This is a genomic window from Acidovorax sp. IB03, from assembly GCF_016406015.1.
Classification (GTDB): Bacteria; Pseudomonadota; Gammaproteobacteria; order Burkholderiales; family Burkholderiaceae_C; genus Acidovorax; species Acidovorax temperans.
Window position 1 is genome coordinate 76789 of the sequence record NZ_JAEFCH010000010.1, and the last position, 16323, is coordinate 93111.

A 16323-nucleotide genomic window follows, 5' to 3' on the forward strand; every position below is an offset into this window, starting at 1 on the left:
CTCGGGGGTATGAATTCAATCTCAATCGGACGCTTCAATCGGGCGCAATGGTGGCCGAGCGCGCTGCTACAAACGCATGGGCCGCCGCATCGTGCAGCGTGTGCCGGCCGCCCGTAATGCGCTGCTGGCCCGCCACCCACACGCTGTCGATGGCCGAGGTGCGGTGGCTGCCGAATACATGGGCCGACAACATGCTGGGTGCGGGCAAATCGCACAGCGCCACATGCTGCGCATCCAGCGCCACCAGATCGGCCTGCTGGCCCACGGCCAGGCCGCCAATAGCCCGGCCCGCAGCCTGCGCCCCGCCCTGCACGGCCTGCAAGGTCATGGCAGTGGCCACCTCGGGCTGCGCAGCGGTGGCCAGCACATTGCGCTGGCGCAGCGACAGGCGCTGGCCGTATTCGAGCACCAGCAATTCCTCGACCGCATTCACGCAGGCATGGCTGTCCGAGCCCACGCCCCAGCGCCCACCGTGCTGCAGCCACAGCGGCATGGCGAAGATACCGTCACCCAGGTTGGCCTCGGTGGTGGGGCAGATGCCCGCCACGGCGCCTGAGCGCGCTGCGTCCTGGTACTCCTGCGGGGTCATATGCGTGGCATGCACCAGGCACCAGCGCTCGTCCACGGGGGCGTGCTCCAGCAGCCACTGCACCGGGCGCTGGCCGCTCCAGGCCACGCAATCATCCACCTCCTGCGTCTGCTCGGCAATATGGATGTGGATGGGCGCCTGCGCATTGAGTGCCGTGAGGCCCTGCACGGCAGCCGCCAGGCTGTCGGGCGGCACCGCGCGCAATGAGTGCGGAGCCAGACCCAAAACAGCCTTTTGCGCTTGTGCGGTGGGCGCAAGGCGCTCCAATAAGGAGAGCATGTTGTCGGTGCTGCAGATGAAGCGTGCTTGGTCCGCGCGCGGTGGCTTGGCGCCAAAGCCGCTCGTCTGGTACAGCACCGGCAGCAGCGTGATGCCGATGCCCGCACGCTGCGCTGCACGCAGCAGTGCCAGCGACAGCGTGGCGTCATCGGCATAGGGTGTGCCGCCCTGGTCGTGGTGCACGTAGTGGAACTCGCACACGCTGGTGTAGCCCGCCTCCAGCATCTCCACATACAGCCAGGTCGCAATGGCCTCCAGCGATTCGGGCGTGATGCGCGCCGCAAAGCGGTACATGAGGTTGCGCCAGCTCCAGAAGCTGTCCTCCGCCTGGCCCCGGTATTCCGTCAGCCCCGCAAAGGCGCGCTGGAAGGCGTGCGAATGCAGGTTGGGCATGCCGGGGATCACCGGGCCTGCGGCAGTGGGCACGCCCGCAGGGGCTGTGGCGCCGGGGGTGACCTGAGCGATGCGCCCTGCCCCATCCCATGCGATCAGCACATTGCGCGCCCAGCCCGTGGGCAGCAGCGCATCGGCTGCAAAGAGCTGGTTCATGGCTGGACTCCGTAAATGCGCCCTTGCCGCACGATGGTGCAGGCGGGCTTGTGGCCAAACCAGTAGGCCAGCTCGGCCGCATCGGCCAGTGGCCACAGCACAAAGTTGGCGGGTCTGCCGGATGCGATCAGGCCGTGCGAATCTTGCAGCCCCAGCGCACGCGCTGCGTGGGTGGTGATGCCTGCCAAGGCCTCGGGCACCGTCAGGCGGAACAGCGTGCAGGCCATGTTGGCCATGAGCAGCAGGCTGAGGGCGGGCGAAGTGCCGGGGTTGTGGTCGGTCGATACCGCCATGGGCACGCCCGCATCGCGCAGCGCCTGGATGGGCGGCAAATGCGTGTCGCGCAGCGCGTAGTAGGCGCCCGGCAGCAGCACGGCCACGGTGCCAGCGGCTTGCATGGCGGCGATGCCATCAGCAGACAGGTGCTCGATGTGATCGCACGACAGCGCGCCGTAGCGGGCCGCCAGCGCCGCGCCCCCCATGTCCGAGAGCTGCTCCGCGTGCAGTTTTACGGGGATGCCCAGCCTTTGCGCGGCCTGGAAGACCTGCTCGGTTTCGGCCAGCGTGAAGGCGATGCGCTCGCAGAACACATCCACCGCATCCACCAGGCCTTCGGCGGCGAGCGCGGGCAGCATGTCGTTGCAGACGAGGTCGATGTAATCCTGGCTGCGCCCTGCGTATTCGGGCGGCAAGGCGTGCGCGCCCAAAAAGGTGGTGCGCACCGTCACCCCAAACACCTCGCCCAGGCGGCGCGCCACGCGCAGTTGCTTGCGTTCGTGCGCCAGCGCCAGGCCGTAGCCGGATTTGATCTCGATGGCGCACACGCCCTCGGCCAGCAGGGCTTGCAGGCGCGGGGCGGCCTGGGCAAAAAGTTCGTCTTCCGACGCCGCACGCGTGGCCTTGACCGACGACACAATGCCCCCGCCCGCCTTGGCCACTTCTTCGTACGTGGCACCGGCCAGGCGCATGGCGAATTCGTTGGCGCGTTGGCCGCCATACACCAGATGGGTGTGGCAATCGACCAAGCCCGGCGTGACCAAGGCGCCCGCGCCTTGCCTGTGCGGCAAGTGCTGCCAAGCGGCTGGCACTGACGCATCGGGGCCCACCCACTGGATCTGCCCCTGCTGCACCACGATGCTGGCGCGGGCGCCGGGCGGCACAGGCACATCGGGCTGCATCAGGGCCTGCACCGGCAGCAGGCCGTGCCAGATGCCATCAGCGCTGGGGCCAGGGCCGGATGGGGAAGGAATGCAATCACACATGGCGCTCAGCCCTTTACTACATTATTGATAGCTGCTAGCGCTTATTGAATAAGCGCTAGAGGCCCATTTGACTACATATTCACAGGCGCCACATCGACCCACACCAGCGCAGGCCGCGCATCGGGCGCAAACGGATGGGGGTTGGCCACCTCGGGCGACAGCGGCTGCAAGGGCTGCAGCACCCGTGCGCCCATGGCATCGGGCCACCACAGGCCCTGCCCAGCTTGCAGCACACGCGCCGCATCGCCACCCAACACCGCCCACTGGCCCTGCAGCACCATGCACAGCCCGGCCCCTGTGGCGCCTACGGTGCCCGTGTCGTGCAGCATCTGCATGTGACCTTGCCACTGGCCTCGGCGCAGCATCAGGTTGAAGTCGGTCGATGGCCCGCCAATCAGGCGGCAGTCCAGCGGCTGCTCGCCCGCAAAGCCCCACGGCTGCCAGCGCTGCTGCAGGGTGTGGCACAGCACGGCATCTTCTCCGTGCAGCGTCACGCCATCGCCGTCGAGCAGCATGATCTGCCGGTCCACCCCCGTGAAGGCCGAAAACGGCCCAGCGGCCGCAATGCGGGCCACGCTCACGCGCCAGCCAAAGGCATCGGTGCCCGCACCAGGCGGCCAGCACACCAGCTCGCGGGTGCTACCACCGCCGTTCTTCCACGGGGTGGCAGGCACCGTGCGCAGGTCAAACCAGTGCACGGCTGCGCCCGGCGCAGCGCCGTCAGCAGACATCAGCGCGCTCCAGGAACCATGGGCAGCTTCAGGCCTTGTTTCTTGGCAGTCTCAACGGCCAGTTCGTAGCCCGCATCGGCATGGCGCATCACGCCGCTGCCGCAGTCGTTGACCAGCACATTGGCCAGCCGTGCCGCCGCCGCATCGGTGCCATCGGCCACGATGACCATGCCTGAGTGCTGCGAGTAGCCCATGCCCACGCCACCGCCGTGGTGCAGGCTGACCCAGGTGGCGCCGCCCGCGGTGTTGAGCAGCGCGTTGAGCAGCGGCCAGTCGCTCACGGCGTCGGTGCCGTCCTTCATGCCTTCGGTCTCGCGGTTGGGGCTGGCCACGCTGCCGGTGTCCAGGTGGTCGCGGCCGATGACGATGGGGGCTTTGAGCTCACCGTTCTTCACCATCTCGTTGAAGGCCAGGCCTGCAATGTGGCGCTCGCCCAGGCCCAGCCAGCAGATGCGTGCGGGCAGGCCCTGGAAGGCGATGCGCTCGCCCGCCATGTCGAGCCAGCGGTGCACGTGTTTGTTCTCGGGGAACAGCTCCTTGATCTTGGCGTCGGTCTTGCGGATGTCTTCCGGGTCACCCGACAGGGCCACCCAGCGGAATGGGCCCTTGCCTTCGCAGAACAGGGGGCGGATGTAGGCAGGCACAAAGCCGGGGAAGTCGAATGCGTCCTTCACGCCTTCGTCAAACGCCACCTGGCGGATGTTGTTGCCGTAGTCCACCACCGGGATGCCCATGTGCTGGAAGTCGAGCATGGCCTGCACATGCACGGCGCACGACTTGGCGGCGGCCTTCTTCAGCACCTCGTGCTGCGTCACATCCTGCTGCGCAGCGCGCCACTGCGCCACCGTCCAGCCTGCGGGCAAATAGCCGTTGACCAGGTCGTGGGCGGAGGTTTGGTCGGTGACGAGGTCGGGCTTCAAGCCACCGGCCTTGGCGCGGCGCACTAGCTCGGGCAGGATTTCTGAGGCATTGCCCAGCAGCGCAATCGACACGGCCTCTTTGGCCGCCGTGTGCTGCTGGATCAGCTCGAACGCGTGGTCGATGTCACGCGCCTGCTTGTCCACGTAACGCGTGCGCAGGCGAAAGTCGATGCTGCTTTGCTGGCATTCAATGTTGAGCGACACCGCGCCCGCAAAGGTGGCGGCCAGCGGCTGCGCGCCGCCCATGCCGCCCAGGCCAGCGGTCAAGATCCACTTGCCTTCGAGCGAGCCACCGTAGTGCTTGCGGCCCGCTTCGGCAAAGGTTTCGTACGTGCCCTGCACGATGCCCTGCGTGCCGATGTAGATCCAGCTGCCCGCCGTCATCTGGCCATACATGAACAGGCCCTTCTGGTCCAGCTCGCTGAAGTGCTCCCAGTTGGCCCACTTGGGCACCAGGTTGGAGTTGGCCAGCAGCACGCGGGGTGCGTTGGCGTGGGTCTTGAACACGCCCACGGGCTTGCCGGACTGGATGAGCAGGGTCTCGTCGTCGTTCAAGTCCTTGAGCGAGGCGAGGATCTGGTCAAAACATTCCCAATTGCGCGCAGCACGGCCGATGCCGCCGTACACCACCAGGTCTTGCGGGCGCTCGGCCACCTCGGGGTCGAGGTTGTTCTGGATCATGCGGTAGGCCGCCTCGGTGAGCCAGCTCTTGCAGGTGAGCTGGCTGCCGCGCGGTGCGCGGATCACCCGGCTGGCGTCGTGGCGGGGGGCGGCGTGGGAGGCGTGGGAAGAAGCTGAGGCGGCGATGATGGCGTCGTTGGCGTTCATGGTGGGCTCCTGGGGTGTTTGGCTAGAAGGGGTGATGCCTATCAGGCGTGGCTGGGCTGGCAGGCGCGCAGCGGTGCGGGCCAATCGGCCTGCAGTGCCCACTCGCGCATGGCGTCAATGTCGGGGGCCAGGTAACGGTCTTGCTCCAAAAAGGCAACGCGCTGACGAATGGCGGCGAATTGCGCTTCGATCAGTGGGGAGGATTTCAGCGATCTGTCGAACTCCATGCCCTGCGCAGCAGCCATGGCTTCGACACCCACCACCACGGCGGCGTTGTTCACCATGTCGGCCAGGCGGCGGGCGCCGTAGGTGGCCATGGAGACATGGTCTTCCTGGTTGGCCGAGGTGGGCAGGCTGGTCACGCTGCTGGGGTTGGCCAGGCATTGGTTCTCGGCAGCGAGTGCGGCGGCGGTGACCTGGGCAATCATGAAGCCCGAGTTCACGCCGCTGTCGCGGATCAAAAAGGCAGGCAGGCCCGACAGGCCCGTATCGAGCAGCAGCGCCATACGGCGCTCAGAGATCGCACCGATCTCGGCCACGGCCAGCGCAATGATGTCGGCCGCAAAGGCCACGGGCTCAGCGTGGAAGTTGCCGCCTGAGATCACATCGCCGTTGTCAAAGACCAGCGGGTTGTCAGATGCCGCATTGGCCTCGACGGTCAGCACACGCGCAGCGTGGTGCAGGTTGTCCAGGCACGCGCCCATCACCTGCGGCACGCAGCGGATCGAATAAGGGTCTTGCACGCGGCCGCAGTTGGGGTGCGAGGGGTCGATGGCGCTGCCATCCAGCAGCGCACGCACAGCGGCGGCCACGGCGATCTGCCCTGCCTGGCCACGTGCCTCATGAATGCGTGCGTCAAACGGCTTGACCGAGCCCTTGATGGCTTCGAGCGACAGGCAGCCTGCCACCAGCGCGGCAGCAAACACGCTCTCGGCACCGAACAACCCGGCCAGCGCCAGCGCGGTGGACACCTGCGTGCCGTTGAGCAGCGCCAGCCCCTCCTTGGGGCCCAGCACAAAGGGCGTGAGCCCGATGGCGCGCATGGCATCGGCACCCGATACCACCTTGCCATCGACCTTGGCCTGCCCTTCGCCAATCAGCACACAAGACAGGTGCGCCAGCGGCGCCAGGTCGCCCGAGGCACCCACAGAGCCCTTGGCCGGAATCACAGGCAACACATTGGCATTGGCCAAGGCCAGCAGAGCATCCACGATGGCGGGGCGAATGCCCGAATGGCCGCGCGCCAGGCTCACCGCCTTGGTGGCCAGGATGAGGCGCACCACGCCGTCGGGCAGCGCATCGCCCGTGCCCACGCTGTGCGACAGCACAAGGTTGCGCTGCAACTCGGCCAGGCGGTCGTGGGCAATTTTGGTGCTAGCCAGCTTGCCAAAGCCGGTGTTAATGCCGTAGACCACCTGATCCTCGTCCACGATGCGCTGCACCACGGCCTGTGCGGCCTGCATGCCCGCCAGCGCACTGCTGTCGAGTTGCAGGGTCACGCCGCCTGCATGGATGCGGCGCAGTTCTGCCAGGCTGACGGAGCCCGGCACCAGGTTGATGGCGGCTGGCAATGAAGAGGCAAAAGATGTGGAGGCGGTCATAAGTCTCATCCTGTATATACAGGTCAGTATCAGCGAAAAAATTAAATTTGAAAAGGGGGTCAAACCTGATGGGTTTTGGTGGCGCGAGTCAACCCGCTGCCGGGTTCCCATCCGCCCGAAAACGGCTGCCCAGCCGATAGCGCGACGCCGGATGCAGGCAGCGCACCACCGTGATGGGAATGCCACGCGACCAGGTACGCCGCGTGAGCAGCAGACAGGGTTCGGTGGCCTGCATCTCCAGCAGCGCTGCCTGCTCTGCACTGGGCATCACCGCATCCACCACATGCTCGACCTGGTCAAACGGCACATTGCGCACCAGGTATTCGGACGGCTGCAGTTGCGCAAAGTCTTGCACCGCAAATTGAGGCACCTGGCGGGGGTTGACGTAGCGGTCTTCCAGTTGCACTGGCAGTCCGTCTTCGCGGTGAATGCACAGCGAATGGAACACTGACTCGCCTGTGCGCAAGTCCAGCGCAGCGGCCACCTCCAAGGAAGCTGATACACGCTCCACCGCGAGCACATCGCAGCGGTAGTCGTGCCCGCGCTGGCGGATTTCGCTGGCCAGGTTGGCAATCTGTAGCAGCGTGGACTGGGGCTTTTCTTCGGCCACAAAGCTGCCGACGCCCGCCACGCGCACGATGCGGCCCTGCTCGGACAGTTCACGCAATGCCCGGTTCACCGTCATGCGCGAGATACCGAACTGGGTGACCAGTTCGCTTTCTGACGGAAGCCGATCCCCCGCGCGCCAGGCGCCCTCCTGGATCTTGCGGGCAATGAAGTCCTTCACCTGCTCGTACAGCGCCATCGCCGAGGTGGCCGCTGCTACCGGCGCGGGCGCTGTACCACGCCGCCCTTTCGACATCGCATCGCCCTTGGCACTAACTTTGCCAACGACGCCAGCAGGCGCCGACGCCGGGGCGACGCGCTGCGCCTTGGTGGCTGCAGCGCGGCGGGCCGTGGATGGTTTGCTGGCGGGGGCAGTGGGCACCGCAGAGCGGCGTGGCGAACGGGCAGGCATAGGAAGCAATCTCAGTGCAAATCGGCAGCCATGGATTCTGCGCGAATCTCCTCGGTCAGCCGGGCCTTGAGGTCCATGAACTCGGGGCTGGTCTTGATCGTGTAATGGCGTGGGTGCGCGAGTTGAACCGCCAGCTCGGTCTTGATGCGGCCGGGCCGCGCGCTGAACACGGCCACGCGGTTGGCCATGAAGATGGCTTCGTCGATGTCGTGGGTGACGAAGAGCACCGTCTTGCGTTCGGCCTCCCAGATGCCCAGCAGCAGCTCTTGCATGAGCACCCGGGTCTGGTTGTCCAGCGCACCAAAGGGCTCGTCCATCAGCAAAATCTTGGGGTCGTTGGCCAGTGCGCGGGCAATGGCCGTGCGCTGCTGCATACCGCCGGACAGTTGTTTGGGAAAGTGCTGCTCGAAGCCGCGCAAGCCCACCTTGGCGATGAAGTATGCGGCGCGCTCTTTTTGCGCGCTTTCCAGCATGCCCCGCTCGCGCAGGCCGAAGCGGATGTTCTGCTCGATGGTGAGCCAGGGGAACAGCGTGTAGCTCTGGAACACCATGCCACGGTCGGCGCCAGGGCCTTCGACCGGCACACCATCCAGCAGCACGCGGCCGCTGGTGGCGTGGTCCAGGCCCGCGACGATGCGCAGCAGCGTGGATTTGCCGCAGCCCGAGGGGCCGAGGATGGTGACAAAGTCGTTTTCACGCACTTCAAAATCAACAGGCTGCAGCGCTTGCGTGCGCTGGCCCTTGGCGGTCTCGAAAACACGCGAGACGGCTTGAATCGATACGCTGCTCATCGCACAAAACTCCAGGCAAACAGATGGTGGTTGAGCGCCTTGAAGGCGAAGTCGGAGACCAGCCCGATGAGGCCGATGACGATGATGCCGAAGATGATCTGGCCGGTGTTGAGCAGCGACTGGCTGTCGGTGATCATGTGGCCGATGCCGCTCGACGAGCCGATCAGCTCGGCCACGATCACGTAGGTCCAGGCCCAGCCCAGCACCAGGCGCAGGGTCTCGGCGATCTCGGGCGCCGCGCCGGGGATCAGCACCCGCGTGACGATGCCCTTGTGGCCCGCACCCAATGTGTATGCAGCTTCCACCAAGTCGCGCCGCGCACCGCCCACGGTGACGGCCACCATCAGCGTGATCTGGAAGACCGAGCCGATGAAGATGACGAGGATCTTCTGCGCCTCGCCAATGCCCGCCCACAGGATCAGGAGTGGAATGAAGGCCGAGGCCGGCAGGTAGCGGCAGAACGAAATGAAGGGCTCGAAGAACGCCTCGACCCCCTTGTACGCGCCCATCGCAATGCCCAGCGGCACGGCAATGACCGCCGCCAGGATGAAGCCACCGACGACGCGCCAGATGGTCATGCCGATGTCTTTGATGAAGCCGTATTCGGTGAACAGCAGCCAGCCTTCTTTCACCATGGTGACGGGGCTGGCCAGGAAGGTGGGCGATACGAAGCCGCCCAGGGTGAAGAACGCCCACACCGCCACGAACAGGGCGAAAAAGGCCAGCCCGAGCATCCAGCGGGATCGGCTGCTCACAGGCTCCAGCGGGGCCAGCGAGCGCCTCCGCACGGTGGCCTTTGGCTGTTTTGTTGGCTCGGTAACGGACAGGGGTTGTACGGCGGACATGGAGCGCTCTTCTTCCGTCTATTTACTTGATGAAGCTGGCGTCGAAGGTGACGTTCAAGTCTTCAGGGGCCTTGCGGATGATTCCGGCCTCGAGCAGGATGGCTGTGGCGTCTTTCATAAAGGCCTGCAGCTCGCCCGCAAAGAACTTCTGGTTGGCGGCCTTGTCCTGCCAGCGCAGGAAGGATGAGGACTTGGCGAACTGCTCGCCCGTCTGCTTGACGGCGGCGCCCATGATCTCGTTGGACTTGGCCGGGTCGGCCTTGATCATGTCGAGCGCCTGGAAATACGAGTTGGCCAGTGCCTGAGCCGCCTTGGCGTTGGCCTTGAGCCAGGTCGGGTCGCAACCCACGGTGTCCATCACCATGGGGTAGTCGAGCGTGGTGGCCAGAATCTTGCCGGCGCTGGGGTTCTCGCGCACGGTGGACAGGTACGGCTCGTACGTCATGGCGGCGTCATTCTGCCCCGCCACGAAGGCTTGTGCTGCGGCCTGGGGCGACAGCGTGGTGGTCTTCACGTCCTTGAGGCTCATGCCGTTCTTGCTCAGCATCCAGGCCAGGCCGAAGTACGGGGCCGTGCCAGGCGCGTCCACGCCGATGGTCTTGCCCTTGAGGTCTGCAAAGCTGTTGATGCTGCCGCGCACCGCGATGCCGTCGGCGCCGTAGGACTTGTCCATCTGGAAGATCTGCACGATGGGCACGCCGTTGGCGTTCCAGGCCACATGGGTCTCCACGGTGGTGGCAGCGCACTGGATGGACTTGGAGGCAAGGGCCAGGTGGCGGTCCTTCTGCGGGATCATCTTGATCTCCACGTCGAGGCCGTTGTTCTTGAAGATGCCGGCCTTGTCGGCCAGAGTGAGGGGCGCAAAGCCCGTCCAGCCGGACATGCCCAGCACGATTTTGGTGTTTTGCGCCTGCGCGGGCGTGGCCACAGCCAGGACACAAGCAGCGGTCGCCGCCAGCGTTGCCATCTTTACAACCGATCCAGTCATCATCTGCTCCTGTTCGAAAAAAGAGTTCGTCGTCGCCCACGCGTGGCCAGGACACCCCAGCAACACCGCGCCATGATGACATTGCGGAAACACCTGTCTATACAGGGTAATCACCAACGAACCACGGCGAAGTGGGTGCGAACAGAACAGCAAGAACGAGGCCAGCTAAAACAGAAGACCATGCCCCCAGACCACGAATCAGCAATGCTATTTATTTGATAGCTTACAGCGCTTATTTAGCGTGCGTTAGCGGCACTTTTCACGTAAATCTCTAACAAACGTAGATATCAACTTGCACCATACAGGTGCAACCTGGGCCTGCGGGAAATGGGCCGCCTACACATCACTGCGGCACTCCACCCGCTGCTCCCATCAGAAAGCGGTGCCAGGCAACACCGCCTCGACCAGCAGGCCCCGGCCAGCATTGGCGATGTGCAGCGCAGCTGCAAGGGTTGGCCAGCAGGGTCGCTCTGGCGCGAAGCGTTGTCCAGCAAGTTGCGCAGTAGCCTGGTGCGCGAACGATCCAACGTGAGCAGCGGCAGGCTTTGTCCCTCGTCCGCCCCACCCTTTTGGCGACAACACTCCAGGTGCACCTGCGGCGCAGACCCATGGCGCAAGGCTAGCTCATCCATCACTTGTTGCACCAGCCAGCGCAGCTCGGTGATTTCGCTGGTCTGCGCTGCGTGGCAGCTAGCCCCCCATGGCCAGGGAGTCGCACAGGTCTTGCAACTGCTGCGCCTGCGGTGCTTGCAGCGTGCCCGCACGCAGCAAAGCGGCGCGCTGCACGCCTCGCAAACGAAAGTAGAGCTCGTCTTCCAGTGCCTCCACCTCCGTCGCATCTGCGCTGAGCAGGGCCGATGGGTTCCACAAACCGCTCTCGTTCCAGCCGGTGCGCAGTCGTCCCAGCAAAAATTCTGCAAGCTTTAGCGCCTGCTGCAGCACAGGCAACTGGGCCTGTGCCCTGTGCCGCCAAAGCGCTCACCCGGCTTTCCGCTGACGCCAGCACCTCGCTCAATGCAGCCAGGCGCTGCTGAATGTCTTCAGGCTCCATCACTACCGATTGGGGTGGCTGTGCGTTGGCAGCCTGGGTGATTTTTCCGACCCAGACCAAATCGAATTCTCCGGTAACTGCACGCAGCGCCACACTGGCGTGCAGCAGGTGGCTGTAGGGGCTGCGCAGCGCGTTGAGGGCGGCTTCCGTCACCGCCCACAGACGGCCCTGCGTGGACATCTACCCCCCAGTCAACGCATTGGGGTAGCCCGATTGGTCAAGCCGCTAGCGATGCTCTGCCACCGCCCTGGCCACGTCGGCGGGATAGTTGGTCAACTGCGCCAAGAGCAGCGACCCCACATGCGGATGAACGACCAGCTGCTGGTAACTGGCAAAGTCCAGATCGCGGTCGGCCTCGGCTTCGCCGTGCTCCGGACCGATGTACATCTCGTCCACACCGTGCAGCAGACCGCAGAGCAACGCCAAGCGCACCGCGGCATCGTCTCCACCTCCTGCAGCCATCAGGGCCCCGTTCAAAGCCATTGCGGCCACAGCGTGGGCGTAGTGTTCAGGCCGCGCGGTCTGCGCGGCGGTGAGCAAAAGCTGGGCTACGGGGTGCAGAGTCAGCCCTTTGATCAAGCTGGCCAAACGCTGGGCATGGGGTTGCAGCAAAGGGAGCAGCGCGGAACCGCCACCCAGCAACTCCTCAAACGCAAGCGCCAGGCTCGCGGCGCTGACGCCATCTTCCGCCACCAAACTGGTTTCCAGCGGCTGACGCAACTCACGGTCCAGCAGCTTGCGTTGCAGCGAGGTGGACACGGGCTGGTTGCCAGCCCAAAGCTTTACGCCGGAAATGTCGTAGATGTCGGTGGCGGAAATGATCCGGCGGGTTTCGCTCGCCTCCAAAATGGTGGCCAAAGCGTGGGGGTTGGCTTTACCGAAAGCACTTCGGTCAGAGGCGGTAGGTGGCGTCATCGTGTGTCCCCCAGAAACGTGATGGCTGATTATGAGCCGCGCACTCCCAAAAGTACCACCCTGGTTTGCCACGGGCGGGGCGATAGCGCGTGAGGCCCCTGAGAGAAATCTGAAATTGGTCATGAAAGACGGCAAGATCTGCAAGAACACGCTATGAACGTCTTCAAACAAGCCCACACAGGGTCCGGCGCGCATTTTGGTGGCCTTGTACAGATCGCCCTGGTGCTTGGTCGCGGGCGAGGGAACACCGTTGCTCATATCACGGCCCTTACGCCTCAAATTCACCGTAGGTTGGGGTCGGCGGTCCACAAGATGGCATACGTCCTGGCTTCAATATCCCAAGTACTGGGATGACGGGATGCTGTCGATACCGCCTCAATGCGCAGATGGGGATCCAAACGAAAAAGCCCTGAACAACTTTGTTGCTCAGGGCTTATCTTGGCGGAAACGGAGGGAGCGTTCCCAAAAAGCCTAAAAAACCGTTATAAATCAACAGGTTAAGAATCCCACACGACCAAAACGGTACATAAAACAGTACACTTTTCGGTACACCTTCAGTCTAACGCAGCTAACTGCGTTAGCACTTTTGCAGCAAAGTTTTTAGACCCTCTTCTGGTTGAACGCCACACGCGTTGCACCAATCCACGAAGAAGAGCACGTCAACGTACCTATCCCCTCTCTCAATCTTGGAGACATAAGATTGATCCTCACCAAGTCGGGCCGCCAATTCAATCTGTGAAAGCTTCGCACCTTTACGCAATGCCTTGAGGCACTGTCGTACAGCAACGTAGCGAGCATGATGGATTGACAAAACCATCAAGCCACGTTAAAGGCCAATTCGGAATAGGTTAGTTTGACCTATTTTTTGCTATAGTGAACCTCCTCACTGGCGCGTGTGCGCTTCTTCACAAACACTCGTACCAACTTAAATCAGGAAGGAAAATTATGAAAGAAATCACGGGTGTACTTAAAACACTGGGTTCCGGATCAACGAGACACGGCAACGTCGGATCTTCTATTGTTAAATACAATACGATTGAAGTCGGGGATAATATTCTTCAAAAAATCGTTACAGCCCAAAGTTTAAATGACTTTGTAGAGCGTGGACTTGGACAAAGCGTAACGTTATTTTTAAATGGAAATATGCTTATCGGTGTAAAACTACCTGACGGAAAAATTTACTATTGGAAAAGAAGTTTCTTGCTATTCTTGTACAGTATTGTTTTGAGTGTATTTCTTCTTGGGTTCGCAACTGCTATTGGAGGAATGGCTGGAAATTTTATCATTCCAATACTTGTGGCCGTAGGATTGATTTATTTCACAGCAAAGCCTTTTATTATGCAGGCAGTTGTTTATCAACCCAAATTATCCTCACTTGGTGGCATTGGTTTAAAAGGTTGAATACCTTCATGCAACAAAAAAGCCAGTCATTTGACTGGCTTTTTTTATTACACTATTGACAATAACGAGATTTTCAATATAAGTATAATAACCGTGTGGAAGCGGACAATTAAATCATAATTGAAAATCATAGATTGTCAATACCAAATAAAGATTAAATTGCCTGACCGGACGGTTAAGGCAATTTTTTTATGCGTCGGTTAATTCTCACGATTCGGAAAATTGCTAATGCGAATGGCTAATATGAAGGCAGGTTAGAAATATTGGGTTGATAACCCATAACTGTAAATCCCCCTTAGCAGGTAGCGAACCAATGATCGTATTGGTAAAGTAGGCAAGAATGAGATTTAAAACAAAGCCACAATTGAGAGTCTTATGGTCCAACCAAGTTTTAAGCTGTGTTAATACGGTGAATGGACTAAACAGAAATGATTAACTATTTTCTGTCCCGGTATGTGGTGTAACTACTATGTTGGGAATGACAACTTTACCAAAATTTTTCAAATTTGGTAAGGGATGTCTTTTCCCAGCTTAGTAGTGAATGAGGGAACCGAATGAACGAATATGCTGGGAAAAGACAGGTATTAATAGTACCAGTACAACCATAATTAATTGTACACAAGCAAAGAATAATCACGCAAGTGAACCATCAAAGCAAAGTAGTTCACGAAGTGGGTATCTATTTACGAAGTAAATAAAAAAGGAAAACGCGAAAATTTTTCTTTATTTTATCTTCGGCAAATTGTCTGGAGCTTTACCAAATTTTTTCTCATACCAATTTGAAATAGTGGCTAGGCTAGAAATTTTTTCTTCTGCAATCTTCAATTCCTTTTCAAGATTTTTATTTTTAATCAATACTTCTGTAATCTGATTACCAACAGTTGCAACACGTTGATCAGCTATTTTTTTAGTGGCCTCTGCATTTTTTTTCGTTTCTTCCTGCAACTTTTCGGCCTCAACTTTTATTTTTTCTGCTGTTGCTATTGCCTTCGCAGAAGGTGAATGCCAACCATTAATAGCACCAGTGAATGCAGAAGCAACCTTCACGCCGATTGATTGAGCTTCCTTCTGTGCGCTCAAAATAATTTCCTTGGCCTGCACCTTAGCTTTCTCTAAACCGGCCTTGTAACCTTTCCTGGCGTGCACCATCGCCATATTTTTTGCATTGGCAAAATAGGCAGCTTGCTTCTTTTCTGCATGCCACTGAGATCGAGTCAAGCGCCTACGGCCAGGACCAATTCTGGTCAACCCATGAGCCATAGCAACGTTTTTGCTGAACTCGTCTTGATAATTTCTCATTGCTTCTTTGTAGGCATAATTTTGATCACTCTTCAACTTGCCATCGGTTTTAGCCTTCTTACTTGCTTTAAAACCATCGTGAATATCTTCAAACTTTTCACCAATATTCGGTACAACAGAGAAATGCAAGTGGGGGTGTGCTTCGTCATCATGAACCACAACACTCTTTAATCTGTCCCCATATTTTTCTTTCAACCATATTAAAGTATCTTCCGCAAATTCTGGAAAGTTGTCTTCCATTGAACGAGGAAGAGAGGCCACACCAATCAAAATACAGTGCCCATCTTTTCTAAGTTTTCGACCTTGAGCATCCTTTGCTTGATCGGCCCACTGATTCATTATTGGTAAAACTTCCGCAGGTTCAACGCCGTAAAGCAATCCAGGTTTACGCGGATTTTCAATATGTGGGCATGCGCCATCCACGCGCCATTGCTCATTCAAAATATCGGAAGCACTGCGTGATTTTGTTGTCGTGGTTACTTTAGCACCGTGCTTATCCATACTTGTTTTTGTTTGCGTAGATCCTTCTCTTCCGTATGAATCTACGTGTATGAATTGATAACTTCCCTCGCTCATGCCAACCTCATTTTTTGTTATTTTTATATATTCAGCATAGCGTTTTATTTTCAAAGGTCAACGATTTATTCATTATAGGGACCGACTATGCTTATTACACTACGTTCCATAAGCGCGGTTCTACCGAAGGTCCTAGCAGGGGCTTAAAACCGAACAGCCTTTGACTTCACCACCATTGCTTATATGGTGTTATTTTGCTTTTCAAGCATTCCCGGCTGGGAGCACCTACTTCATTTATTGCGCTGCAAAAATAAAGCAGGTATAAAAAAAGCACTCCGAAAAGTGCTCTTGACAATTTTTATCCTTTTCGTAATTTAATCAAAAAGGATTAAATTATGACCAATAAAGAAATATTCGATTATTATTACTGCGCACTTTTGCCAAAGCTCCATTTGATCACCGCCGAACTCATGGAGTTGAATAAGAACGATAAAGAGTCAGTCATTCTTATTCTTAAGGCTCATGGCTTTTACCTACCATACATTACTGGAAGACCGGAGAATTTTGCTTCCTATGGCAAGAAAATTGAAAACTAATCGGTTTTCATCGTAATCTTTATTTTAAGATCCTTCGCATTTTTCATGTCATCAATCGACCATTCCGTGAATAAATTTTCGTAGCCTTCAGTGCGCCATATTTTGGCTCTGAAACCATTCCCATACGACTCATATACATCTATT

At 59.4% G+C, this 16323-nt stretch carries 15 protein-coding genes; 2 read left to right on the plus strand and 13 right to left on the minus strand.

Annotated features, from left to right (window positions below):
• Positions 1-34 precede the first annotated feature (34 nt).
• From IHV84_RS08170 to IHV84_RS08225, 12 genes are all read right to left on the minus strand, one after another.
• On the minus strand, positions 35-1417 hold the full coding sequence (locus IHV84_RS08170; protein ID WP_198846484.1) for a formimidoylglutamate deiminase: 1383 nt from the start codon (positions 1415-1417) through the stop codon (positions 35-37).
• Positions 1414-2679: an imidazolonepropionase gene (gene hutI, locus IHV84_RS08175; protein ID WP_198846485.1), complete on the minus strand. Its 1266-nt coding sequence runs from the start codon at positions 2677-2679 to the stop codon at positions 1414-1416. Before hutI ends, IHV84_RS08170 begins: the two co-directional genes overlap by 4 nt.
• A 71-nt stretch (positions 2680-2750) precedes the next feature.
• Positions 2751-3410 carry a HutD family protein gene (locus IHV84_RS08180; RefSeq protein WP_233099897.1) on the minus strand — a complete coding sequence of 220 codons (660 nt, stop codon included), beginning with the start codon at positions 3408-3410 and terminating at the stop codon, positions 2751-2753.
• Positions 3410-5158 carry a urocanate hydratase gene (hutU, locus tag IHV84_RS08185; RefSeq protein WP_198846486.1) on the minus strand — a complete coding sequence of 583 codons (1749 nt, stop codon included), beginning with the start codon at positions 5156-5158 and terminating at the stop codon, positions 3410-3412. Before hutU ends, IHV84_RS08180 begins: the two co-directional genes overlap by 1 nt.
• Before the next feature lie 41 nt (positions 5159-5199).
• On the minus strand, positions 5200-6768 hold the full coding sequence (gene hutH / locus IHV84_RS08190; protein WP_370541226.1) for a histidine ammonia-lyase: 1569 nt from the start codon (positions 6766-6768) through the stop codon (positions 5200-5202).
• Positions 6769-6847: 79 nt separating this feature from the next.
• Positions 6848-7621, minus strand: coding sequence for a histidine utilization repressor (gene hutC, locus IHV84_RS08195; RefSeq protein ID WP_198846524.1), 774 nt, complete (start codon positions 7619-7621; stop codon positions 6848-6850).
• 167 nt (positions 7622-7788) lie between these two features.
• Positions 7789-8568 carry an ABC transporter ATP-binding protein gene (locus IHV84_RS08200; protein WP_198846488.1) on the minus strand — a complete coding sequence of 260 codons (780 nt, stop codon included), beginning with the start codon at positions 8566-8568 and terminating at the stop codon, positions 7789-7791.
• Entirely contained in the window at positions 8565-9413 is an 849-nt protein-coding gene (locus IHV84_RS08205; protein WP_198846489.1) for an ABC transporter permease, read from the minus strand. Before IHV84_RS08205 ends, IHV84_RS08200 begins: the two co-directional genes overlap by 4 nt.
• A gap of 22 nt (positions 9414-9435) precedes the next feature.
• Positions 9436-10401, minus strand: coding sequence for an ABC transporter substrate-binding protein (locus IHV84_RS08210; RefSeq protein WP_198846490.1), 966 nt, complete (start codon positions 10399-10401; stop codon positions 9436-9438).
• 690 nt (positions 10402-11091) lie between these two features.
• The gene (locus tag IHV84_RS08215) at positions 11092-11310 is read right to left on the minus strand and encodes a hypothetical protein (RefSeq protein ID WP_198846491.1); all 219 of its coding nucleotides are present in this window, start codon (positions 11308-11310) and stop codon (positions 11092-11094) included.
• A gap of 367 nt (positions 11311-11677) precedes the next feature.
• The gene (locus IHV84_RS08220; protein WP_198846492.1) at positions 11678-12367 is read right to left on the minus strand and encodes a hypothetical protein; all 690 of its coding nucleotides are present in this window, start codon (positions 12365-12367) and stop codon (positions 11678-11680) included.
• A gap of 577 nt (positions 12368-12944) precedes the next feature.
• Complete coding sequence (locus IHV84_RS08225) at positions 12945-13184, minus strand: helix-turn-helix domain-containing protein (RefSeq protein WP_198846493.1); 240 nt, start codon at positions 13182-13184, stop codon at positions 12945-12947.
• A gap of 128 nt (positions 13185-13312) precedes the next feature.
• Here IHV84_RS08225 and IHV84_RS08230 point away from each other — a divergent pair, with 128 nt between their 5' ends.
• Positions 13313-13768 carry a hypothetical protein gene (locus IHV84_RS08230; protein ID WP_198846494.1) on the plus strand — a complete coding sequence of 152 codons (456 nt, stop codon included), beginning with the start codon at positions 13313-13315 and terminating at the stop codon, positions 13766-13768.
• A 723-nt stretch (positions 13769-14491) separates the two neighbouring features.
• Here the strand turns inward: IHV84_RS08230 and IHV84_RS08235 are convergent.
• Positions 14492-15697, minus strand: a complete 1206-nt coding sequence (locus IHV84_RS08235) for a plasmid recombination protein (protein WP_198846495.1) — start codon at positions 15695-15697, stop codon at positions 14492-14494.
• A gap of 281 nt (positions 15698-15978) precedes the next feature.
• Here IHV84_RS08235 and IHV84_RS08240 point away from each other — a divergent pair, with 281 nt between their 5' ends.
• On the plus strand, positions 15979-16179 hold the full coding sequence (locus tag IHV84_RS08240) for a hypothetical protein (RefSeq protein ID WP_198846496.1): 201 nt from the start codon (positions 15979-15981) through the stop codon (positions 16177-16179).
• Positions 16180-16323: the final 144 nt, after the last annotated feature.